The 20905-nt window shown below is 58.6% G+C and carries 20 protein-coding genes; 9 read left to right on the forward strand and 11 right to left on the reverse strand.

Annotation, left to right across the window (positions count from 1 at the left end):
- Positions 1-35: 35 nt before the first annotated feature.
- The 6 genes from mnhG to ACZ5IL_RS05925 are packed head-to-tail and all read right to left on the reverse strand — an operon-like array spanning position 36 to position 6078.
- Positions 36-440, reverse strand: a complete 405-nt coding sequence (mnhG, locus tag ACZ5IL_RS05900; protein ID WP_464595729.1) for a monovalent cation/H(+) antiporter subunit G — start codon at positions 438-440, stop codon at positions 36-38.
- A complete protein-coding gene (locus tag ACZ5IL_RS05905) occupies positions 437-715 on the reverse strand; it encodes a K+/H+ antiporter subunit F (protein ID WP_464595731.1) in 279 nt (92 codons plus the stop codon). Before ACZ5IL_RS05905 ends, mnhG begins: the two co-directional genes overlap by 4 nt.
- On the reverse strand, positions 712-1200 hold the full coding sequence (locus tag ACZ5IL_RS05910; protein WP_464595733.1) for a Na+/H+ antiporter subunit E: 489 nt from the start codon (positions 1198-1200) through the stop codon (positions 712-714). Before ACZ5IL_RS05910 ends, ACZ5IL_RS05905 begins: the two co-directional genes overlap by 4 nt.
- The gene (locus tag ACZ5IL_RS05915; protein WP_464595735.1) at positions 1197-2804 is read right to left on the reverse strand and encodes a monovalent cation/H+ antiporter subunit D; all 1608 of its coding nucleotides are present in this window, start codon (positions 2802-2804) and stop codon (positions 1197-1199) included. Before ACZ5IL_RS05915 ends, ACZ5IL_RS05910 begins: the two co-directional genes overlap by 4 nt.
- Positions 2805-2806: 2 nt before the next feature.
- Positions 2807-3145: a Na+/H+ antiporter subunit C gene (locus tag ACZ5IL_RS05920; RefSeq protein ID WP_464595737.1), complete on the reverse strand. Its 339-nt coding sequence runs from the start codon at positions 3143-3145 to the stop codon at positions 2807-2809.
- On the reverse strand, positions 3145-6078 hold the full coding sequence (locus ACZ5IL_RS05925) for a monovalent cation/H+ antiporter subunit A (RefSeq protein WP_464595738.1): 2934 nt from the start codon (positions 6076-6078) through the stop codon (positions 3145-3147). Before ACZ5IL_RS05925 ends, ACZ5IL_RS05920 begins: the two co-directional genes overlap by 1 nt.
- A 225-nt stretch (positions 6079-6303) precedes the next feature.
- On the opposite strand from ACZ5IL_RS05925, the gene ACZ5IL_RS05930 reads away from it, so the two are divergent.
- From ACZ5IL_RS05930 to ACZ5IL_RS05970, 9 genes are all read left to right on the forward strand, one after another.
- Entirely contained in the window at positions 6304-6732 is a 429-nt protein-coding gene (locus ACZ5IL_RS05930; protein ID WP_425906210.1) for an RrF2 family transcriptional regulator, read from the forward strand.
- 258 nt (positions 6733-6990) lie between these two features.
- Positions 6991-7641 (forward strand): tetratricopeptide repeat protein, encoded by a 651-nt coding sequence (locus tag ACZ5IL_RS05935; RefSeq protein WP_464595740.1) that lies wholly within the window; start codon positions 6991-6993, stop codon positions 7639-7641.
- Between the two features lie 295 nt (positions 7642-7936).
- A complete protein-coding gene (locus tag ACZ5IL_RS05940) occupies positions 7937-9013 on the forward strand; it encodes a multicopper oxidase domain-containing protein (RefSeq protein WP_464595742.1) in 1077 nt (358 codons plus the stop codon).
- 23 nt (positions 9014-9036) lie between these two features.
- Positions 9037-9714, forward strand: coding sequence for a c-type cytochrome (locus tag ACZ5IL_RS05945; RefSeq protein ID WP_464595744.1), 678 nt, complete (start codon positions 9037-9039; stop codon positions 9712-9714).
- Positions 9714-10070 carry a c-type cytochrome gene (locus ACZ5IL_RS05950; protein WP_309773287.1) on the forward strand — a complete coding sequence of 119 codons (357 nt, stop codon included), beginning with the start codon at positions 9714-9716 and terminating at the stop codon, positions 10068-10070. Before ACZ5IL_RS05945 ends, ACZ5IL_RS05950 begins: the two co-directional genes overlap by 1 nt.
- Positions 10071-10117: 47 nt before the next feature.
- The gene (locus ACZ5IL_RS05955; protein ID WP_464595745.1) at positions 10118-11068 is read left to right on the forward strand and encodes a multicopper oxidase domain-containing protein; all 951 of its coding nucleotides are present in this window, start codon (positions 10118-10120) and stop codon (positions 11066-11068) included.
- A 426-nt stretch (positions 11069-11494) separates the two neighbouring features.
- Positions 11495-13345 carry a putative bifunctional diguanylate cyclase/phosphodiesterase gene (locus ACZ5IL_RS05960; RefSeq protein WP_464595747.1) on the forward strand — a complete coding sequence of 617 codons (1851 nt, stop codon included), beginning with the start codon at positions 11495-11497 and terminating at the stop codon, positions 13343-13345.
- Positions 13346-13418: 73 nt separating this feature from the next.
- Positions 13419-14173 (forward strand): IS5 family transposase gene (locus ACZ5IL_RS05965; protein WP_464592345.1). Its coding sequence is split into 2 segments (ribosomal slippage): positions 13419-13737 and positions 13737-14173, totalling 756 coding nucleotides; the frame shifts between segments, so codons are not numbered across the junction.
- Positions 14174-14400: 227 nt separating this feature from the next.
- Positions 14401-16194 (forward strand): glycoside hydrolase family 15 protein, encoded by a 1794-nt coding sequence (locus ACZ5IL_RS05970; protein WP_464595748.1) that lies wholly within the window; start codon positions 14401-14403, stop codon positions 16192-16194.
- Positions 16195-16197: 3 nt separating this feature from the next.
- Here the strand turns inward: ACZ5IL_RS05970 and ACZ5IL_RS05975 are convergent, their stop codons facing one another.
- The 5 genes from ACZ5IL_RS05975 to gnd are packed head-to-tail and all read right to left on the reverse strand — an operon-like array spanning position 16198 to position 20798.
- Positions 16198-17001, reverse strand: coding sequence for an HAD family hydrolase (locus ACZ5IL_RS05975; RefSeq protein ID WP_464595749.1), 804 nt, complete (start codon positions 16999-17001; stop codon positions 16198-16200).
- Positions 16998-17534, reverse strand: a complete 537-nt coding sequence (locus tag ACZ5IL_RS05980) for a gluconokinase (RefSeq protein ID WP_464595750.1) — start codon at positions 17532-17534, stop codon at positions 16998-17000. Before ACZ5IL_RS05980 ends, ACZ5IL_RS05975 begins: the two co-directional genes overlap by 4 nt.
- A complete protein-coding gene (gene pgl, locus ACZ5IL_RS05985) occupies positions 17531-18274 on the reverse strand; it encodes a 6-phosphogluconolactonase (RefSeq protein WP_464595751.1) in 744 nt (247 codons plus the stop codon). Before pgl ends, ACZ5IL_RS05980 begins: the two co-directional genes overlap by 4 nt.
- The gene (gene zwf / locus ACZ5IL_RS05990; protein ID WP_464596838.1) at positions 18271-19785 is read right to left on the reverse strand and encodes a glucose-6-phosphate dehydrogenase; all 1515 of its coding nucleotides are present in this window, start codon (positions 19783-19785) and stop codon (positions 18271-18273) included. Before zwf ends, pgl begins: the two co-directional genes overlap by 4 nt.
- Positions 19785-20798: a phosphogluconate dehydrogenase (NAD(+)-dependent, decarboxylating) gene (gene gnd, locus ACZ5IL_RS05995; RefSeq protein WP_464595752.1), complete on the reverse strand. Its 1014-nt coding sequence runs from the start codon at positions 20796-20798 to the stop codon at positions 19785-19787. Before gnd ends, zwf begins: the two co-directional genes overlap by 1 nt.
- Positions 20799-20905 lie beyond the last annotated feature (107 nt).

The raw sequence follows: 20905 nt of genomic DNA on the forward strand, positions 1-20905 counted from the left end.
GCCGACGCGGGAATGCCCTGCATCCTTTTATATGCTCACTTCGCGCGGGGCTCTTGCGGCGCCCCCTTGTCCAACAACGGACTAGCGATGCCGTCTTTTGCATTTCGCTGAAGCGCTCCGTCGTTTTCGAATTTATCCCGAAAAAGTGCAGCATTGACCAGAATCATCAGGCCGATCGGGGTCGTTGCGATGACGAGAACAATGATAAGGAGCTCATGCAGGACCGGACCCGTTCCTAGCGCGGAGAAGTAGATCATCGACGCGATGGCGATGAAGGCTGTTCCCAAAGTGGTCCCCAGGGTAGGCGCGTGGACCCGTTCGTAAAAGGTCCGGAGGCGTAGCAGGCCGAGCGAGCCGACCAACGTGACCGCCGCTCCGCTGACCAGGAAAACCGACGTCAGGACGGCTGGCAGCGCAGAAAGTTCGCCTGCTGCACTCACTCGATGACCTCCCCGCGAAGTAGGAATTTGGCAAGGACCACAGTACTCACGAAACCAAGCAGGGCGATGATCAAGGCTGCTTCGAAGTAAAGCGTGCTGCCTGTTCTTATGCCGAAGGTGAGAAGCAGCAGCATCGCATTCACATACAGGCTGTCGAAGCCGACGACGCGATCCTGCGCCCTCGGCCCCCGGAGGATGCGGAAGGTGGCGCATGCCATCGCGCAGCCGAGCAGGATCTGTGCCGCGGTGACTGACCAGGCGAGCATCATGCTCATGTGAAGATCTCCATCAGCCGCCGTTCGTAACGCTCCTTGATAAGGCCGACCCATTCGGATTCATTGACCAGATCAAGGACATGGATGGTCAAGATGCCGCTTGCTTCGTTGAAGTCCACCCATAGCGTCCCCGGCGTCGATGTGATGATGCAAGCGAGCGCCGCCAGCCCATAAGGATCGCGAAGTTCAAGCGGGATTTCCACAAAGCCCGCAGTTCTTTCTTTTCGTTTCGTCCCGAGGATGATGCGGGCGACGGCGATATTGGACTTCACGATGTCGACGAAGACGAGAGCAGCGAAAAGGAGAATCCGATCCGGCCGCCGTGGATGCGCTTTCGGCGGCTGCAATGCTGCGAGCCCCCATCCGCCGATAAGAGCCACGGCGCTGCCTAAAAGAATGTGCCCCGGCGAAAGCGTCTGATTGAGCAGCAGCCAGAAAGCAAGGAGACCGACGCTAACTATGGGGAACGGCAGCAGGCGGGTCATGTCGGCCCCCTTGAGTGGTCGGGCTTGATCGGAGAATCCAGAACTCCCCGGACATAGTGGTGAGGAGCATGCAGCGATTGCGCCGTCGCCTGCATGAATCGCATAACCGGACCCGCCTTAACCGTCTGAACTGCGCAAAGCAGCAAGAGGGCCGCAACAGGCGCCATCTCGATAAGGCGGACGCGTGGTATGGTGCGTTCCGGCGAAACCCAGAACGAACGGATGCCGGCGCGCGTCATGGCGATCAGCGCCGCAAGTCCTGAAACGATCAACAGGAAAAGAAAAATCCATGTGGCCGGGGAGAGGACGCCGATCGGAGAGTGGAGGGTGGCCGTCAGGATTGCGAATTTAGCGACGAAGCCGGAGAGGGGCGGCAAGCCCGAAATGACGACGGCGCAGCCGATGAAAGCCACACCAAGGATGCCGATCGTCGCCGGGATCGCAATTCCGGTTTCCGGCAAAATCTCGGAATCATCCTCATCGCCATAGAGTTCCCGGGTTACCGCAAGCACATCAGCACCCGGTTCGCGGCCACGCTCCACCAGTTCGATCAGGAGAAAAAAAGCACCCAGGCCGAGTGTCGAGCTGATGAGGTAGAACAGGGCGGCGCCGGTCACGCTCACTTGTTCCAAACCGATGGCGGCCAGTATTGTGCCCGACGATACCAGCACCGAGAAGGCGGCGAGTCGCGCCATGTCCTGCGACGCGAGGCTCCCGATCGCACCGAACGTCACGGTCGCCATGCCACCCAGCAGCAGCAACTGATCGCCGAATTGCGCCGACGCTCCCGCATCATCACTGAACAGCAGCAGCGATAGCCGCAGCACGAGGTAGGCGCCGACCTTCGTCAGGACGGCGAAAATCGCAGCCACCGGCGGCGGCGCGGCCGCATAGGTGCTTGGGAGCCAAAAGCACAGCGGCCACATTCCGGCCTTGACGAGAAACGCAATGCCAAGGATGCCCGCTCCTGCCTCCAGCAGTCCGCGGTTCGCCGCGCTGACCGCCGGAATGCGCGTGGCCAGATCCGCCATGTTGAGCGTGCCGGTCACGCCGTAGATCAGGCTGACGCCGATCAGAAACAGCAGCGACGCCGCGAGGTTGACAACGACATAATGTAACCCGGCCTTGACCCTGGCCGTTCCCGAGCCGTGCAACGCCAGACCGTAGGAAGCCGCAAGCAGAACCTCGACGAAAACGAACAGGTTGAAGAGATCGCCAGTGAGGAAAGCACCGTCGATTCCCATCAGCAGGAGCTGAAACAAGGGATGGAACAGCACCCCCGCGCGATGCCAGCGCGCCAGAGAGAATACAGCCGCCGCCGCTGCGAGGAGACTGGTTAGCAGCAGCATGAGCGTGGCCAGCCGATCCACAACGAGTACGATGGCGAAGGGAGCGGGCCAGCCGCCCAGGCGATAGACGCCCGCGACGCCCGTCGGAGCAACATCGGCGGCGCGCAGCAATATGATGGAAATCGCCACCAGCGCGAACGTCGTCACGATACTAAGTGCGGCGCTGACGTTGCGGCGCTGCTCTCCTCCAAGAGCCAACATGATCGCGGCGGCGAACAACGGCAGCACGATCGGTGCGATCATCAGATGGTTCACGACTAGGGCTCCCGTCCGTCGACGTGGTCGGTCCCCGTCAGGCCGCGGGATGCGAGCAGCACGACCAGAAATAACGCAGTGGTCGCGAAGCTGATGACGATAGCCGTGAGAACGAGGGCTTGTGGTAACGGATCCGGAAGGGTGGTGATGTCATCAGATGCGTGCGTCCCCAGGATCGGAGCGGCGCCGATTTTAAGCCGTCCCATCGCGATAATGAAAAGATTGACCGCATAAGAGAGCAAAGACAGGCCGATGATCACCTGAAACGTGCGCGGTCGAAGCAGCAACCAAACGCCGGAACCCGCAAGCACGCCGATGCCAATAGCAAGTACGATCTCCACTACCCCACCTCAGCCGTTGGAGAGGCGGCGGACGCACGGCTGGACGGCGTCCGATGACTGCGCACGGTCTGATGCGCGATCGCGATCAACATCAGGACGGTGGCGCCGACGACCAATGCAAATACGCCGATGTCGAACAGCAGCGCGCTCGCCACAGGAATCGAGCCGATCCAGGGAACTTCGAGGTATGAGAACGACGAACTCAGAAAAGGCCGTTCGAACAACCAGGCGACCGCTCCCACGCAGGCCGTTATGAGTAGGCCCGCGCCTATCCAGTGCACAGGCAGAATGCGTAGATGTGCCTCCGTCCAGGTGGTTCCGCGAGCGACGTACTGGAGAATGAATGCCACGGCCATCGTGATGCCCGCGACAAATCCCCCCCCGGGCAGGTCGTGCCCCCGCAGAAGGAGGAAAATCGCGGTCGTGCAAGTCACTGGGAAAAGCATGGCCATCATGAGCCGAGGAATGGTCATCGCGCTCTTAAGCGTGTCACCCTTCTCACGACTGGGTTGAGCCTCATCGTAGAGATCTTGACTGTGCTGCTGCTCCGGCACGGAAATGCTTTCGGCAGCAGGCCGAAATCGTCGCAGCAGCGCATAGACGGTCAACGCGACGATGCCGAGAACGGTGATCTCGCCGAAGGTGTCGAATGCGCGAAAATCTACGAGGATGACATTTACAATGTTGGTCCCGCCGCCTAGCGCGTATGCGTTCTCGACAAAGAATCGCGCGATGCTGTCAGGCTCCGCTCGTGTCATGACCGCGTAGGCTAGCGCCCCCAACCCGGCTCCGAACGCGGTCGCGATGCCGATGTCGCGGAAGCGGCGCCAACTTGAATCGCGTTCCGGCGCGTCGGCCGCGGAAAATTTCTCGATGCGTTTCGGCAGCCAACGCAGCCCGAGAAGGAGCAATACAGTGGTGACGGTCTCGACCACCAGCTGGGTCAGTGCGAGATCAGGCGCGGCCAGCCAAACGAAGCTGACACACGTCACCAGACCCGCGCCGCCTACGAAAATGAGAGCTGCAAAGCGATGGAATTTGCCCTGGTAAGCCGCGGCCAGCGCGCAGGCGCATCCGATAACCCAGATCAGCGCGAATGCGACATCGAATGACGTTCGCGCCTCTCCTCCAAACTCGATGCCGTGAGCGAACATCGGCACCAGGCCAACCAGCAAAGCCGCGCAGAACAGCAGCCGCAACTGTGGCTGCAAGCGGCGCGTGCCAAGCAACTCCTCTAACCGTCTTGCGAACTGCCACGAGACGGCGACGAGCACGCGGTCGAAAATGCGCTGACCTTGGATATACCGCAGCAGTGGCGGTCCTTCCGCAACGAGCAGATATGACCTGAACGTCAAATAGATGGCCACGCCGCCGGAAATCGCGACCAGGCTCATCAGGAACTCGGGAGTAAAGCCGTGCCAGATTGCAAGGCTGTAAGTGGGAATGGCGTCGCCGAGGACAGCGTGGAGCGCGGTTCGGAGCAGGGGGCCGATTGTAAGGCTTGGCACAATGCCAACGAGGAGACAGGCAAGGACGAGGAGCCCGACGGGAAAGCGCATCAGGAACGGCGGCTCATGCGGTGTGCGTGACAACTCCCGCGGTGGGGGACCGAAAAATACTTCGGCTATGAACCGCAGCGAGTAAGCGACCGTGAACATGCTTGCCATGGTGACGATGTAGGGCAACGCCTGATCCAGCAACGAGTTGTCGTGAGTCTCGATTGTCTCGGCGAAAAACATCTCCTTGGACAAGAAGCCGTTCAGCAACGGGACGCCAGCCATGGCGGCGGCAGCGACCATCGCGAGCGTTGCCGTGATCGGCATGAAGCGCCGCAGGCCGCTCAGGCGGCGCAGGTCGCGGGTGCCGGTTTCGTGATCGATGATCCCGGCCGCCATGAACAACGACGCCTTGAATGTCGCATGATTCATGAGGTGAAAGATGGCGGCGACCTGTGCGAGCGGTGAATCGAGACCGATGAGAAGAGTGATGAGCCCGAGGTGACTGATGGTCGAGTAGGCGAGCAGCCCTTTCATATCCTGCTGGAAAAGAGCAATGAACGCTCCAAGTATGAAACTGATAAGTCCCGCCGAACCCACGAGCCACAGCCACTCGTTTGTGCCGCCCAGCGCAGGCCAGAGTCGCACCAGAAGAAATACCCCGCCTTTGACCATCGTGGCGGAGTGAAGATAGGCTGAAACGGGTGTCGGTGCCGCCATCGCCTGTGGCAGCCAGAAATGGAACGGGAACTGTGCGCTTTTCGTCAAGGCTCCGAGAAGAATGAGGACAAGCGCCGGGATGTAAAGCGAATGCGCCCGGATCCTGTCGCCGGACGCGAGAACGCGATCGAGGTCGTAACTGCCGACGATATGTCCGAGGATCAGTATGCCGGCGAACAGGCAAAATCCGCCGGCCGATGTCACAATCAGAGCCATGCGCGCGCCATCCCGTGCCTGCGCTGTCTGGTACCAATAGCCGATCAGCAGAAAGGAAAAGAGGCTGGTCAGCTCCCAGAAGAAAACCAGTTGGATCAGGTTGCCAGAGAGGACGATTCCGAGCATCGCTCCCATGAAGGCGAGCAGGAACGAAAAAAAACGCGGCACGGGATCTTGGGGGGACAAGTAGTAGCGGGCGTAAATTACCACCAGGAACCCGATGCTGGCGATCAGCGCGGCGAGCACCCAGGCGAAACCGTCCATCCTCAGATAGAAATTGAGACCGAGTTCGGGCACCCATTCAACGGTATGTCGGATGACTCCTCCGTTGACGATATGGGGGTAGCTCACGACCAGAAGCATCAGACAGATCAGCGAAATCGCACCGGCCAGCCACGCTTCGGCGTTGCGCGCGTTGCTCTGAAGGAGCGCTGCAAGACAGCTTCCGGCGAAAGGGAGCGCGAGAACGACGATGAGGATCGTTTCATATAGCATCGTCATTCGTGACCTTTTCGGGACGAGAACTCCAGACAGTGATGTCGGCCGTGGACAAGATATGGTCGATTTGCAGGTGCGAAGGCAAGCTGGCGTCGAGTCGCGGGGCTCCAAGGGCGGTGAGACGCTCCGTCCTGCCGCTCTCATGCAACGTATCGACACTTGCGAAAGGCGTCGGACAGGTTCATCTTTTTTCGCTGAATCACGCGATGTGCCGCCGGCGAGACCCCGATGAGATTGACAAGCTTTTTCGACTACACTCTCCGACTGCTGATGTATGCGGCCACCCATGGTGATCGGCTGGTCACGATTGAAGAGACCGCAAGCGTTTACGGAATCTCCCGCACCCATCTCATGAAAGTGGCAAATCAGCTCACGCGCGCGGGCTATCTCAAAGCCGTACGTGGCAGATCTGGCGGGCTTATGCTTGCCAAACGGCCGAACCGGATCAAGCTCGGCGACGTTTTATGCGCCACCGAACCGGATTTCGCGCTTGTGGAATGCTTTTCCTCAAATAACCGCTGTCCAATCACGTCGAGCTGCCGGTTGCGAGCACCGTTGAGGGAAGCGCTGACAGCGTTCACCACGACGCTCGATCGCTATACGCTCGCCGATCTCATTCTCAACCCGAAAGATTTCGGGGTCCCACCGGCTGCCTGAGCGGCGCGCGATCCATCATTGCTCTGGGGATATCGACAACAGCCCGCCGCATGACGGCTCAGTGCCGCGCCTGAGTGCTGAAGCGAGATCACCTCATTTGAAGCAAGGTCGGACACCGCCGATCGCCGTGCATCGGCCTGCTACCGTCTGTCGCTGTTGCCCATGAATTTTGGGACTATACAAACATACATTATATGTGCATGTTTATTCCACATTGCACGTGAGTCAGAAGATTTGGATCTATCCGCGGCCTGGGGCATGAGGAAAGCACCTGCAATTCAAACGCAGAATTCCAGGGGCTGGTTAAAGCTGTGCATTGGGTCCTCGGCTGCGGGAGCTGCGGTTGGCATAGCTGCCGCGGTCTGGCTCACGCATCAATCACCTCTCACCACACACCACATAACCGTTCCGCTGAACAGTGCGGCCACGACGTTGCCGATGCCGCTTGAAGGCTTGCTCGACTTGCCGAAGCTGCTAGCTGCGGAGCATGCGAGCCAACCCTGGGCGATCATGGGTGGTGCATTGCTGCAGCTAGGTCTTTCTCGTTTCAGCATTCCGGTGATCGAGCGCGCGATCGAAAGTGATCCCGATAACAGCGTGCTTCATGTTGCATTGGGGGAAGCGCTCGCGCTGGCGGATGGTGGCGTAATTTCAGATCGAGCCAAGTCGGAATTCGAACTCGTGCTGAAAAGCGACCCAAACGATCTGATCGCGCGATTCTATATGGGACGGTGGTTGCTGCAAAACGGCAAGGCAAAGCCGGCATTGGTTAAATGGGTAGGCTTGATGCGGACGGTGGGAAACGATCAGACCTGGAACGATCGACTGTGGACCGTGATGCCGATAGCGGCGCAGGAGGTCGGCATCAGCCAACTTACGCTGCAAGCTCTTTGCACCTCGGGGATGTAGTCGTTGTGCAGTGTAATCGGCCTCGTCGCGCATTCTGTGAAATGTACACAACGCGGATGCGATCGTCGTGTATTCCACACTCCTCACGAGTTGTTAAAAGATGAATTTTAAATATTGCTTTATGGCGCTGAAGATGGCATTGATCGATTGTAGTCAGTTCGAGGTTGGGGTTCGCGCGTCATGATCATGAGCACTGTTCAGCTTCGGCGGCTCCAGCATGAGCGAACGCCTGACGGATAAGCGTTTCGCGTCGCCTATGCCTTGGTAGTGGCTTATCGAAAAACATCAATATGAAATGCATGATATCCCCATGATCCTGCAACGCTGTGCGCTGCGCGCGCATCTCGTGAAAGTCATTTTCGCTGCAAGTGCCTCGTTGTGCATCGTGAGTCCGTGCACGGCGCTTGCTGAGACAAGGCAATTCTCGATGGTCATCGAGGATACGATCCTTAAGCTCGTCGACAAGCAGACCTTCTACGCCTTCTCGTTCAACGGCCAGAGCCCCGGGCCGCTTTTGCATGTGAAGGAAGGCGACGATGTCGAGATCGAGATCGAAAACCAGACGACGTTGCCCCATACGATTCACTGGCACGGCCTGTATCAGCGCGGCACCTGGAAGAACGACGGCGTGCCCGACGTTACGCAACCGGCAATTCCTCCGGGCGAGACTTTCACCTATCGCTTCAAGGCCGAACCGTCCGGCACCATGTGGTACCACTGTCACGTCAACGTCAACGAGCACGTTGCCATGCGCGGCATGTGGGGTCCTTTTATCATCGATCCGAAAGATCCGCCGCCGGTCGAGAAAGAAGTCACCAAAGATTACATCATGATGTTTTCCAGTTGGGCGTCAGCCTGGGCGAAAAAGCCCGGCTATGGCGGCGTTCCTGGTGATGTGCCGGATTTCTTCACCATCAACGGCAAGGCTTACCCGGATACTCAACCGTTGCGGATCAAGGAGGGCGATGTCGTTCGCATCCGCCTGATCGGCGCCGGCGACGAACTGCATTCCATTCACATCCACGGTCATCTCTTCGAGGTTTACGCCAAGGATGGCCGGCCCCTCCCCAATCCCTACCTCGCCGACACGATCCTGTTCGGTCCGGGTGAGCGCTATGACCTGATTCTGCGCGCCGACAATCCCGGCATCTGGATGGTGCACGATCACATCGACAAGCACACTACGAATGGCAGCTCTCCGATGGGCGGCATGATGACCACTATCGAGTATGAGGAAATCCCGTTGAAGGATCAGTCTTTCTACAAATGGAAGAACAAGGAGTTTGTGCCCGATTTTTACTACGAGGAATCGATGAAGAAGCCGCTCGATATGCACGAGAGCCCTGCCTTCAAAGGCGATCCCGCGCCCTGAGTTCAATCGAAAGGAGAGTCGACATGAAAGGGCTTTTGCTCGCCGTCGCGGGCTTGACCGCGGCATTACTGAGCAGCGCAAGCGCCGCCGACAAGGTTGATCAGAGCTGTTCCGGTTGTCATGCGCTGGTTAAACCGAGCGATGCTTCGCTTGACAGGTTGCTGACGCGCAAAGGTCCCGACCTTTGGTTTGCGGGTAGCAAGTTCAAGAAGGAATGGCTGGTTTCCTGGTTGCAGGATCCCAAGCCGATACGTCCCGCCGGTTACCCGTATTTCAACATGGTCAAGAAGGGCGACAAGAACGATGTGCCCGATCCGTCCAAGATCATTGCTCACCCGAAGCTAAAGAAGGCCGATGCCGAGGCTACCGCGGAAGCTCTGATGGCTTTGAAGGCTCCCGCAGATCTCGTTCCGGCAGGCATTTTCAAGGGTGAGATGAAAGGCGCACGGATGGGTGCGCTTGCGTTCGTCAAATTTCGCGGCTGCGTCGCCTGCCACCAGGGCGAAAAAGGAGAAGGGGGCCTCTCCGGGCCGCGATTGACCGATGCCGGCGCACGGCTGCAAGCGGATTTCATTGCCGCCTATACCGCAGATCCGCAGCGTTTCGATCCGCATATCTGGATGCCGACGTCGAATCTGAAGGATCAGGATATCCAGCGACTGACCGCGTTCCTGGTTCAATTGAGCCAAGGAGACAAGTGATGAAAACGCAAACGTTGGCGGCTTTCGCCGGTCTGGTCCTGCTGCTCGTGTCATCGACAAGCCATGCCGATCAGTCGATCGAGCAGATTTATGGGATCTATTGTGTGCAATGTCACGGCCTCCAGCGCAACGGGACGGGAATCAACGTGCCCGCTCTTTCCGTGAAGCCGCGGGATCACACCGACGCGAAAAGTATGGGCGACACACCAGATGATGAACTGTTCAAAGCCATCAAGGAAGGCGGGCTTGCCGTCAACAAGTCGGTGCTGATGCCAACCTGGGGTCACGTCCTGTCCGAAGAGCAGATCACAGGCTTGGTCAAATATCTGCGGCAGGTCTGCAAATGCGGCAAATAGATTCAACAAGAAAGCCATACCAAATCATGAAGGGGAGAACGATTTCAATGACCACCGCACATTTGAAGAACAGCGCCATCGTGGGGAGCATGGCAGCAGTCATGGTTCTTTTCGGCGCCGCGATTGCCACGGCGCAGGCCAAGACCGTCAAGATCGAATTGATAGCCAAGGAAACGACGGTCCCGCTTGATAACCAGGGCAACACCGTGGCCGCCTGGACCTTCAACGGTCAGGTTCCCGGTCCGGTGATCCGGGCGACGGAAGGCGACACCATCGAGTTCACCTTGAAGAACGATGCCGCGAACAAGAAATCGCATTCGATCGACATGCATTCCGCGCGCTCGGATGTTCTGACGGATTTTGCGTCGATCAAACCCGGCGAGACCAAGACCTTTTCGTATGTTCCGGAACATCCAGGTGTGTTCTTCTATCATTGCGGATCTGATCCGATGATCCAGCACATCGCCCGGGGCATGTTCGGGGTGGTCATCATCGATCCGAAAGACCCTAATGCGATGCCCAAAGCGGACCGTGAATATGTCCTGATCGAGCATCAGATGTTCGAGAATCCCGAAGATGTCGACAGCATGATGGCGAACAAGTGGAAGCGTAACGCCTTCAACGCCGTGCCCTTTCAGTATGACCCAGTGCATGATGAACACGCGACGCAAACTCTCGAGGCCAAGCCGGGTGAGCGCGTGCGCGTCTATATGGTCAATGCCGGTCCCAACGAGTTTTCCGGATTTCATCCGATCGCTGGCATTTGGGACAGGGTCTATCCCTCGGGCAACCCGAAGAACTTGATGGTTGGGATGCAGAATTATACCTTAGCGCCGGGTGACGCGGCGACCTTCGACCTCATTTCACCGAAGGAAGGCGCGTATGCGCTGGTGGATCACTCTATGCGCGCCGCGCTTACTGGCGGTATCGCGGTCCTCATGATCAGCAATAAGGCTGATCCCTCAATGGGCCGGGGAGACAAGATCCTCGTGCGCTGATGTTTGGCTTTGGCGTGGAGCGTCATCGGCGCTCCACGTCAAAGGTTTTTCTGAACGCAAAATCAGGCGAAACTGGATTATTTGTTTGAGCCGCATCTGTTCAATAGCTCAGTATATCCAGCCCGTGGCGCCAATTCTTCTCTGATTATCGCGAGCGCAGCTAGGTCTTCGGAACGGAGAATTTCGTACCCCGGTTCATGCATTGGTAACAATATACGAAGCTGATGTGAGCGGCGCTGCATTTGGTGTGGAAAGTGTGGCCGTGTTTATGCGTCGGATTTAACTAAACCTACAACGTGGCGGAGTATTCCTTCTTGTGAAGGCAGAAGGTGACGCGCGGTATTGACCGCGACCACCGTTCCTGCCCGCAAGAGCCTGAAAGTCCGGTAGTTTCCCCTTTCAGACGCGGTGAAGGTTGGGAAGTTCATGTCCGGTGCGCCTGAGCGAAACGAATTTTCTGTTGTCGCCAGTGAGAGTGAACCGAGACCTCCCGATGGGCCGGAGACCAGCCGAAATGACTTCCCGCTCGAGATAAGGGATTCCTCGCGACTAAATTTCCTGAATGAAGTTGTCGGATCGCTTCCGACAGCCGTGACGGTTCAGGACGAGCAGGGAAACTTCGTGTTCGTGAACGCGGCCGCCGTGGCCCAGTTCAATGTGCCGGCGCGGGACATCGTCGGAACGGTGTCAGGTACGCGGCTCCCTTCAAAAGAGTTGAATGATCGCATAAATCTCGCTCGCGGGGTTCTGCAGTCGGGCGGGAGCAGGATATCCGAAGAGTACATTCGAACGGATCATGCGACGAAGATCTTTCTGACGACGCATGAGCCTGTGGTGATTTCGAACAGAAAGCTTGTTTTGTCGAGCTCGGTTGATATCAGCCGTCAAAAGGCCGTTGAGGAAGAGCTTTTTCGTTGTGCGTACTATGACGAGCTGACGGGCTTGCCGACCCGGCGCGTCATCGAACAGCACGCCAACAGCCTCATCCGCGAGGGTGAACATTCCGTTAGATTTGCGGTGGCGTTTCTCGATATCGACAACTTCAAACACATCAACGACTACTACGGCCACGCATCCGGTGACGGGCTTCTGATCGAAGTTGCCAGACGCTTAGACCTCGGCCTACGTGCCACCGATATGCTCTCCCGGATCAGCGGCGACGAGTTTCTGCTCCTGCTCAACCCGGTCCAAAGCGACGTCGAGCTCGCCGAATACATTGAGTTTCTATTGCAGCGGCTTAAGGCGCCATTTTTCATCGACGGATCGGAACTGTTCGCGTCCGCATCGATCGGAGTGAGCATCTATCCGGATCACGGCGACACCTATGAGGTTCTGCGGCAGAACGCCGACACCGCGATGTATCAGATCAAGAACGACACAAAGGGCGGAGCTGCCATCTTTGATTCCGGAATGCAGCACGAGGCATTGACCCGAATGAAAATCGAGCAATCGCTGCGGCTCGCGATTCTCGACAAGCGGTTCTGTTGCGCGTTCCAGCCCAAGGTGGACATCAGAACCGAACAGATCAAAGGCATTGAGGCGCTGGTTCGGCTGCGCAATGATGACGGTATCATTCAGGCGCCTGGAACGTTCGTTGATCTCGCGATTGAACTCGGCTTGATCGATGAGTTAACGCATCTGGTTCTGGCCGAAATCATGAGGTCAATCGATCTCATCGACGATGCGTTCGGCACCGACGTTAGCATTAGCATCAACGTCGCCGCCAAGCAGGCTGGCAACGTGGTATTCATGACGTCCTTCGCGCGAGCGCTGGAGAAGACCGGTTGCGCAACGCGATTCATCGTCGAGGTCACCGAAGATGCGTTCGTGGCGAAAACCCGTTTCCAGACGGAGATTTTGCCAGTCCTGCGAAGGCTAGGCGTCAAAATCTCCATCGATGATTTCGGGATCGGATATTCGTCTCTGTCGGCCCTCGCCGATATCACCGCTGATGAAATCAAGATTGACCGGTCGTTCATCGTCGATATCCACAAGCGTCCGCGCAGCCAGGGTATCCTTAAGGCGATTGAATCTCTCGGCGATGCCTTGGGAATGGCGGTGATCGCAGAAGGCGTCGAGAAATTCGAGGAGCTCGCTTATTTGCAGGCAGCGACGCGGATAAAATATGCGCAGGGCTTCTATTTTTCCGAGCCCGTCTTTCTCGAGGATATCGAACCGGGAAAACCCGCGGTGAGTAAACGAGGCACCAGCTCAGGCAGTCGGTCCGTGCAGGAAACCCGTCCGGCTTATTCTCGCGCCAACGGCTATAGCCGCTAGGCTCAGGACCCATTAAATCTGTTGCGAGAGGACTGGCGGGTTGATTCAATGGCGATGTTTGGGGGACATCGCCATGGCCGATTTGTTGTTGCTGTCGGAGGCTCAGATGCGCCGGATTGAGCCGTATTTTCCGCTGTCGCACGGGATTGCGAGGGTTGACGATCGACGGGTGATCAGCGGCATCGTCTTCGTCATCAGAAACGGTCTGCGCTGGCGCGATGCGCCGCCCGGCTATGGTCCGCATAAGACGATCTATAACCGGTTCGTGCGCTGGAGCCGGCTCGGCGTGTTCAACAATATCTTTGCCGAGCTGGCACGCAAAGGTGGCAAGCCCTCTCTCCTGATGATCGATGCGACGCATCTGAAGGCGCATCGCACCGCCGCCAGCCTTTTAAAAAAGGACCTGTTCCCCGATGTATCGGGCGCACGAAGGGCGGCTTGAACTCCAAGCTGCACGCCGTCTGCGACGGTCAGGGACGCCCTGTCATCATGCTGCTCAGCGAAGGCCAGATGAGCGATTATAAGGGGGCGGCCTTGATGATCGATGCGCTGCCGCCCGGGAAGCAGTTGCTTGGCGACAAGGGCTACGACGCCAACTGGTTCCGCCAGCCGCTCGCGGCCCGCGGCATCACGGCCTGCATCCCATCGAAGGCCAGCCGCGCAAAGCCGATCGAACATGACCGCATGCTCTATCGCCAACGACACAAGATCGAAAATGCGTTCGGCAGGCTCAAGGACTGGCGCCGCATCCACACCCGCTACGATCGATGCTCACATACCTTCATGTCTGCCATCTGCATCGCTGCAGCCGTCATCTTTTGGCTCTGATCAATGAGTCCTGAGCCTAGGTTCTGATTCAACGCGGTAGACGCGAGCAGCTGCCCTAAGCGGTGGATCGCAATGGGTACCCGCGCGTTCGCATCCAGTCGCTCGTTCTCCATTCACATGACATTCTTTTCCAGAAAGTTCACCAGGCGGGATGGCCAACCACCCGGCGATGAATAATATTGGCGTTTCGTCAGTTTGTTTTCAGCTCACCTGCCGAGTTCTGCAAATTGCCCAGCAACATCGAAGACTATGGAATCATCGGCGACGGCGAGACCGTCGCGCTCGTCGACCGGACGGGGTCGCTCGACTGGCTTTGCTGGCCGTGCTTCGATTCCGACGCCTGCTTTGCCGCCCTCCTGGGCGATGAGCGTAACGGCCATTGGCGGATCGCTCCTTCGGAAAAAATCGAGCGATCGAGTCATCAATATCGCGGAGACGGCCTTATCCTCGAAACCCGGTTTGAAACCACCGGCGGCGCTGTGACCTTGATCGATTTCATGCCGCCGCGCGGCACGGTGTCCGACATCGTTCGCCTCGTGCGGGGGGACCGCGGCCGCGTGAAGATGCACATGGATCTGGTGATCCGGTTTGGTTTCGGGAAGAACGCGCCATGGGTCCGCCGCACGGAGGACAGGGCGCTGCTCGCCATTTGCGGACCGGACATGCTGGTGTTGCGCACGCCGGTCGAGACGCACGGCGAGAACATGACCACCGTCGCGGACTTCGAGGTCAGCGCCGGGCAGACGATTCCGTTTGTCATGGCGTACGGCGCGTCGCATCTTGCCGTTCCACCCCCGATCGATCCTGCGAAAGCGCTGCGGGACACGGAGGCGTTCTGGAGCGAGTGGTGCGGAAAGTTTGACTATGACGGTCCGTATCGTGATCTCGCAATGCGCTCGCTGGTTGTCCTGAAAGCCATGATCTATGCGCCTTCCGGCGGCATCGTCGCGGCTCCGACAACCTCACTTCCCGAAAAGCTTGGCGGCGCACGTAACTGGGATTACCGGTTCTGCTGGCTGCGCGACGCGACCTTTACGCTGCTCGCGCTGATGAACAGCGGCTATTACGATGAGGCGTCGGAGTGGCACGACTGGCTGCTGAGATCGGTCGCAGGCTCGCCCTCCGACATGCAGATCATGTATGGCATCCTAGGACAACGTCGCCTGACGGAATGGGAGGCAGACTGGCTGCCTGGTTATGAGGGCGCGCGACCGGTCAGGATCGGAAATGCGGCGCATGCCCAGCTCCAGCTTGATGTCTACGGCGAGCTGATGGACGTGTTTCACCAGTCGAGGGAGGCCAACCTTAAGCTGAGCGAGCCAACCTGGGCGCTGGAATGCGAGCTACTTGAGCATCTCGGCCGGATTTGGAATGAAACAGATTCAGGTATCTGGGAGCTAAGAGGACCTGGCAAGCATTACGTCTCGTCGAAGGTGCTTGTCTGGGTGGCGTTCGACCGCGGCGTCAAGAGCGTGGAGCATTTCGGCTTCGAAGCGCCGGTCGAGCGTTGGCGTGAACTGCGCGATACGATCCATCGAGACGTCTGCGAAAAGGGTTTTGATCGCGAACAGAATACCTTCGTCGTATCCTACGGCTCGAAGCTGCTTGATGCCAGCACGCTTCTCATCCCGTCGGTCGGCTTCCTACCGGCGTCTGATCCGCGTGTTGTGGGAACGCTCGCAGCAGTGGAGAAGTATCTGATGCCGGATGGCTTCGTGCTCAGGCACGATCCGCGCGCGGTGTCAGACGAACAGCCGCCGATCGAGGGAGCCTTTCTGGCCTGCACGCTCTGGCTCGCCGATGCCTATGTCCTGAGCGGCGATATCGAGCGGGCCGAGATGTTGCTGAAACGGGTTGCGGGAGTGGCGAACGACCTTGGCCTGCTGTCGGAGGAGTACGATACGGTTGCCCGCCGCATGACAGGAAATTTTCCGCAGGCACTGACCCACATTGCCCTGCTCAACACCATCCACAATCTCAACGCGGCACGCAAACCGGCGATGCAGCGGGCGAGGGCTTAGCGGCTAGTCGAGGGCGATGATCTGATCGATCGCCTTGGCGAAACCGTCGTTTTCATTGCTGTCGGTGACACGAGTGGCTTGCGCCTTCACGTTGTCTTCGGCATTTCCCATGGCAAATGACAGGCGGCTTTTGGCAAACATGGCCAGATCGTTCTGCATGTCTCCGATGGTCGCGATGTTACGCGTTGAAATGTTGAGGCGCTTCGCTAACGCCTCCACGAATGTGCCCTTGTCCTCTCCGGCAGGTGTGATGTCGAGATAATAGCTCTGCGACCGGACAACCTTCGCCTGGCCGGCGAGGGCCACCTGCATCGCCATCTCGCAACGGGCGAGCTTCTCGGGATCGGCGCTGACGCCAACGATCTTGGAGGCGTCGTCTGTGAATTCCTCAAAATCGGAAACCATAACCGGAGCCATTCGGATTGTGTGCTGCTCATGCGGAACGTAGCGGCCATCGTCGCGCGTGATAAGCCAACGGTCCGCGGTGAACAGCCAAATGTCGGTTTCGGAAGTTTTCAGCGCGTCGATCGCTTGTCGTGCGGCCGACGCTGAAATGGCAGTCCTTCGAAGTATCTTGAGGGCGGGATCGATCATCAGACTGCCGTTGAATGCGCCGAGCGGCAGTTGGATATTGAGCGGCTCGATCAGCATTCGCATACCCAAGGGAGGGCGGCTGCTGGTGATCGTGAAGCCGATATCTCTTTCGGCAAGTCGTTTCACCGCCTGGATTGCAGCTTCCGTCAGACGTTTGTCGGGCGTTAGCAGACTTCCGTCAACGTCCGAAATCACGAGGGAAATGCTGTTCATGAGAGTATCCAGCCCGCGTCGAGCATGGTGACGATTCGATCGGTAATTTCGTCCACGCTCGCATCGATGTCGACAACGATCGGCCGCTCATCCTCGGTAGGCTCCTCCAGTGTTGCGAGCTGGCTCTCGAGCAACGCGTGCGGCATGAAATGATCGCCTCTCGCCTTGAGACGGCTCATGATCAGGCTTCTGTCGCCGCGCAGGTAGACGATGCGGGTGTCGCTATGACCTTGCACGAGAATGTCGCGATAGGCGCGCTTGAGTGCGGAGCAGGCCATGATCACGCTGGTGCCGTTTGCACGCCTGCGGCCGAGCTCCACGGCGATGGCGCGTAGCCACGGCTGCCTGTCGTCATCGTTCAATGCGATGCTGGCGCGCATTTTATCGATATTGCTTTCCGGATGAAAACGGTCGGCATCCTCAACTATCCATCCCAGTCGTTGTCCCAGCGCAACCGCAATGGTGCTTTTGCCAGATCCCGACACGCCCATGACAATCAACGTGCAAAAGGCGGCATCTCCGCCCGCATTCATGCCGGCGATCCTGCGGCCGCAGCATCGGTCAGCCATATCGTGATGCCGCTGGAATGTGCGCGTGTACCGGGCAGATCGGCGCCCGCCATGACTTTCGAGAGGATGCCTTGCTTGGCTTCACCGCTGACGAGAAACAGCATCTCGCGTGAGGAGGCCAGTGCTGGGAGCGTCAGGGTGACGCGGGGAACAAAAGGCTCGACGTGCGCGTGGTCCACGCCGACGACCCATCGTTCGGTCTCGTCGAGCGCTCGATCTCCCGGAAATAACGAGGCGGTGTGACCGTCTGGTCCAAGCCCCATCAACACAAGATCGAAAAGCGGTTTGGCTGCATCGAGACGACGCGCGTTGTAAAAGATTTGGAGTTCGCGCTCGTAAAGCCGCGCTGCCGTATCCGGATCGCGAGCGTCCGTCGGCATGGGATGGATATTTCCCGGCGGGGCGCAACGGTCCAGAAAAAGGTCCCTGGCCATCGCCATATTGTTGCGCTTGTCGTCCGCGCTCACGAAACGCTCGTCCCCAATGAACCAGTGAACGCGATCCCACGCGATCCGCGAACGATAGTCTGGGCTTCCCAGCAGCGCGTAGAGCGCTCTCGGGCCGGAGCCGCCGGTCAGGCAAATCGCCAGCCGCGTTGCATTTTCCGTAATCCGGAAGATCATTCGTTCCGCTGCTTCGGTCGCGACTGCTTCCGCATCTGGGAGCACCTGAAACCTGCGGTCCGCCGCGTCAGCGGATGTCATGTCAGCTCGCGCCACTGGTTGCCGTCCCGCGCCAGCAGCTCGTCGGCCTCATGGGGGCCTTCGCTGCCCGCCTTATAGCCCACCAGCCCGTTGGCGCCGGCCTTCTTCCAGGCGTCGAGGAACGGCTGCACCGCCTGCCAGCCGGCCTCCACGCCGTCAGCGCGCTGAAACAGGATGTTGTCGCCGGTCATGCAATCGTAGATCAGGGTTTCGTAACCGGTACTCGGCGCAGCGTGGAAGTAATCCTTGTAGCGGAATTTCATCTCGACGCCGTCGATCGAGATCGTGGGGCCAGGTACTTTGGTATTGAATTGCATCGTGATGCCTTCGGCAGGCTCGATGCCGATGACCAAATAGTTGTGCGACAGCTGGTCCACCGGCGTGCAGCGAAACATCGCGAACGGCGCCTGTTTGAACTTGATGGCCACCTCGGTGCGCTTGAGGCCGAGAGCCTTGCCGGTCCGCAAGTAGAATGGAACGCCGGCCCATCGCCAGTTGTCGATGGTCAGCTTGAGCGCCGCGTAGGTCTCGGTGGTGCTGTTGGGCTCGACGTTGGGGGTGTTGCGATAATCGACGATCGCCTCATCGCCGACCTGCCCGGCGCAATATTGTCCGCGCACAGAATTTCTCAGCGCCTCCTCCGGCGTTTGCGTCTGGATTGCGGCCAGAACTTCCGCCTTCTCTGAACGCACTGCGTGAGCTTCGAAGCGTCTCGGCGGCTCCATCGTCACCAGCGACAGCAACTGGAACAGATGGTTCGGCACCATGTCTCTCAGTGCTCCGGTCGCGTCGTAGAAGCTGCCGCGATGTCCGACCGACAGCTTTTCATCGACGGTGATCTGAATATGATCGATGTGGTTGCGATTCCAGATCGGCTCGAACATGCCGTTGGCGAAACGAAGAACAAGGATGTTCTGGACGGTCTCCTTGCCGAGATAGTGGTCAATCCGATAGATCTGATGTTCGTTGGCGATCTTTAGCAGTCTGGCGTTGAGCGCTCTGGCAGACGCAAGGTCGGTGCCGAAAGGCTTTTCGACCACCAGGCGGCGCCACGTGCCGTTTGTCTCTCGCAGGAGACCGACGCGGCCGAGTTGTTCTGCGATCGGTGCAAATGCTGTCGGCGGCACGGCGAGATAGAACAGGCGATTGCCGCATGTCCCCGTTCTTGTCTCAAGCCTTTCACAGGCATTGCTCAGCGTATCGAATGAGGACGGATCGGAGGGGTCGGCTTCGACGCACGTCAGGCAATTAAGCACCTTGTCGGCAATTTCGGTTTTGACCGGCCGCGTGGCATGCCTTTTCAAACCCTCCATCAGGCTTTGCCGAAGATCGTCTTCCGACATCTGCTTGCGGACGATACCGACGAGGCAAAACTGCTCCGGCAGCAAGCCGGATTCGGCAAGATTGTAGAGTGCCGGAATAACCAGGCGATGGGTGAGGTCTCCGGTGACACCAAAAATGACGAAGCAGCATGGCTCCGGGTTGCGCGGCTTGTTGCTTGCGACCGTCATCAACTCGCGGTCCTCCCCTTTGTGGATGGATCGGTCTCTCCTGGCTCCTTGTGCCCCCCGAATCCTTCTCTCATCGCCGAGAGGATTTTCTCTGCGAACGTATGTTGCTGACGCGAGCGAAAACGCGCGAACAGTGCGGCCGTTAGAACTTCGGCCGGAACGGCTTCATCAATTGCGGCGTTAACCGTCCAGCGACCCTCGCCGGAATCTGCGACAAATCCCGAGTAAGCCTCGAGAGTCTCGCTGCGGGCCAACGCAGAAGCGGTGAGATCGAGCAGCCAGGATGAAATCACACTGCCGCGGCGCCACACCTCGGCAATATCTGCGAGGTCAAGCTTGAACCGATGATGCTCTGGCAGCGCATTGGTGTTTGCGTTTTTAAGAATGTCGAAGCCTTCGGCAAAGGCCTGCATCAGGCCGTATTCGATCCCGTTATGAACCATCTTGACGAAATGGCCGGAGCCAACGGGTCCCGTGTGAAGGTAGCCTTGCTCGACGCGCGGATCGCGGCCGTCGCGGCTCGGCGTTCCCGGAATGCCGCCGCGTCCGGGCGCCAGCGACGCGAAAATCGGGTCGAGACGATCAACCACGGCCTTGTCGCCGCCGATCATCATGCAATAGCCGCGTTCCAGGCCCCAAACTCCGCCGCTGGTGCCTACATCGACATAGTAGATGCCCTTGTCGCGCAGCGTTCTCGCGCGCCGGATATCGTCCTGCCAGAAGGTATTGCCGCCATCGATGATGACATCATCTTTATCGAGCAGCCCGGCGATCGTCGCGATGGTGGACTCCGTAATCGCTCCGGCGGGCAGCATGATCCAAATGGCGCGCGGCTTTTCGAGCTTGCGGACGAAGTCTTGGAGATCAATCGCGCCTAAGGCTCCCTCCGCGGCAATCGCGGCGACGGCCTGGTCGCTGATGTCATAGACGACGGCCTGATGGCCTCCCTTTTTCATCAGACGGCGAACGATGTTGGCCCCCATTCGCCCCAGCCCGATCATACCTATCTGCATTGGTCCGATCCCTCCTCCGGGAGCAGGCTCGTGGTCTGGACATTCCACGGGCGGTCCGATGGTTCAATGATGCGTGCGGTTCACGGTATGGCCCAACACCTCGGGTG

The sequence above is a fragment of the Nitrobacter sp. CN101 genome (assembly GCF_055390255.1).

Excerpts from the sequence above, each read along its gene's own strand:
- ACZ5IL_RS05905 (WP_464595731.1), bottom strand. The coding sequence starts at position 715 with ATGAGCATGATGCTCGCCTGGTCAGTCACCGCGGCACAGATCCTGCTC.
- ACZ5IL_RS05910 (WP_464595733.1), bottom strand. The coding sequence starts at position 1,200 with ATGACCCGCCTGCTGCCGTTCCCCATAGTTAGCGTCGGTCTCCTTGCT.
- ACZ5IL_RS05925 (WP_464595738.1), bottom strand. The coding sequence starts at position 6,078 with ATGACGATGCTATATGAAACGATCCTCATCGTCGTTCTCGCGCTCCCT.
- ACZ5IL_RS05930 (WP_425906210.1), top strand. The coding sequence starts at position 6,304 with ATGAGATTGACAAGCTTTTTCGACTACACTCTCCGACTGCTGATGTAT.
- ACZ5IL_RS05935 (WP_464595740.1), top strand. The coding sequence starts at position 6,991 with ATGAGGAAAGCACCTGCAATTCAAACGCAGAATTCCAGGGGCTGGTTA.
- ACZ5IL_RS05940 (WP_464595742.1), top strand. The coding sequence starts at position 7,937 with ATGCATGATATCCCCATGATCCTGCAACGCTGTGCGCTGCGCGCGCAT.
- ACZ5IL_RS05945 (WP_464595744.1), top strand. The coding sequence starts at position 9,037 with ATGAAAGGGCTTTTGCTCGCCGTCGCGGGCTTGACCGCGGCATTACTG.
- ACZ5IL_RS05950 (WP_309773287.1), top strand. The coding sequence starts at position 9,714 with ATGAAAACGCAAACGTTGGCGGCTTTCGCCGGTCTGGTCCTGCTGCTC.
- ACZ5IL_RS05955 (WP_464595745.1), top strand. The coding sequence starts at position 10,118 with ATGACCACCGCACATTTGAAGAACAGCGCCATCGTGGGGAGCATGGCA.
- ACZ5IL_RS05960 (WP_464595747.1), top strand. The coding sequence starts at position 11,495 with ATGTCCGGTGCGCCTGAGCGAAACGAATTTTCTGTTGTCGCCAGTGAG.
- ACZ5IL_RS05975 (WP_464595749.1), bottom strand. The coding sequence starts at position 17,001 with ATGAACAGCATTTCCCTCGTGATTTCGGACGTTGACGGAAGTCTGCTA.
- ACZ5IL_RS05980 (WP_464595750.1), bottom strand. The coding sequence starts at position 17,534 with ATGAATGCGGGCGGAGATGCCGCCTTTTGCACGTTGATTGTCATGGGC.
- pgl (WP_464595751.1), bottom strand. The coding sequence starts at position 18,274 with ATGACATCCGCTGACGCGGCGGACCGCAGGTTTCAGGTGCTCCCAGAT.
- zwf (WP_464596838.1), bottom strand. The coding sequence starts at position 19,785 with ATGACGGTCGCAAGCAACAAGCCGCGCAACCCGGAGCCATGCTGCTTC.
- gnd (WP_464595752.1), bottom strand. The coding sequence starts at position 20,798 with ATGCAGATAGGTATGATCGGGCTGGGGCGAATGGGGGCCAACATCGTT.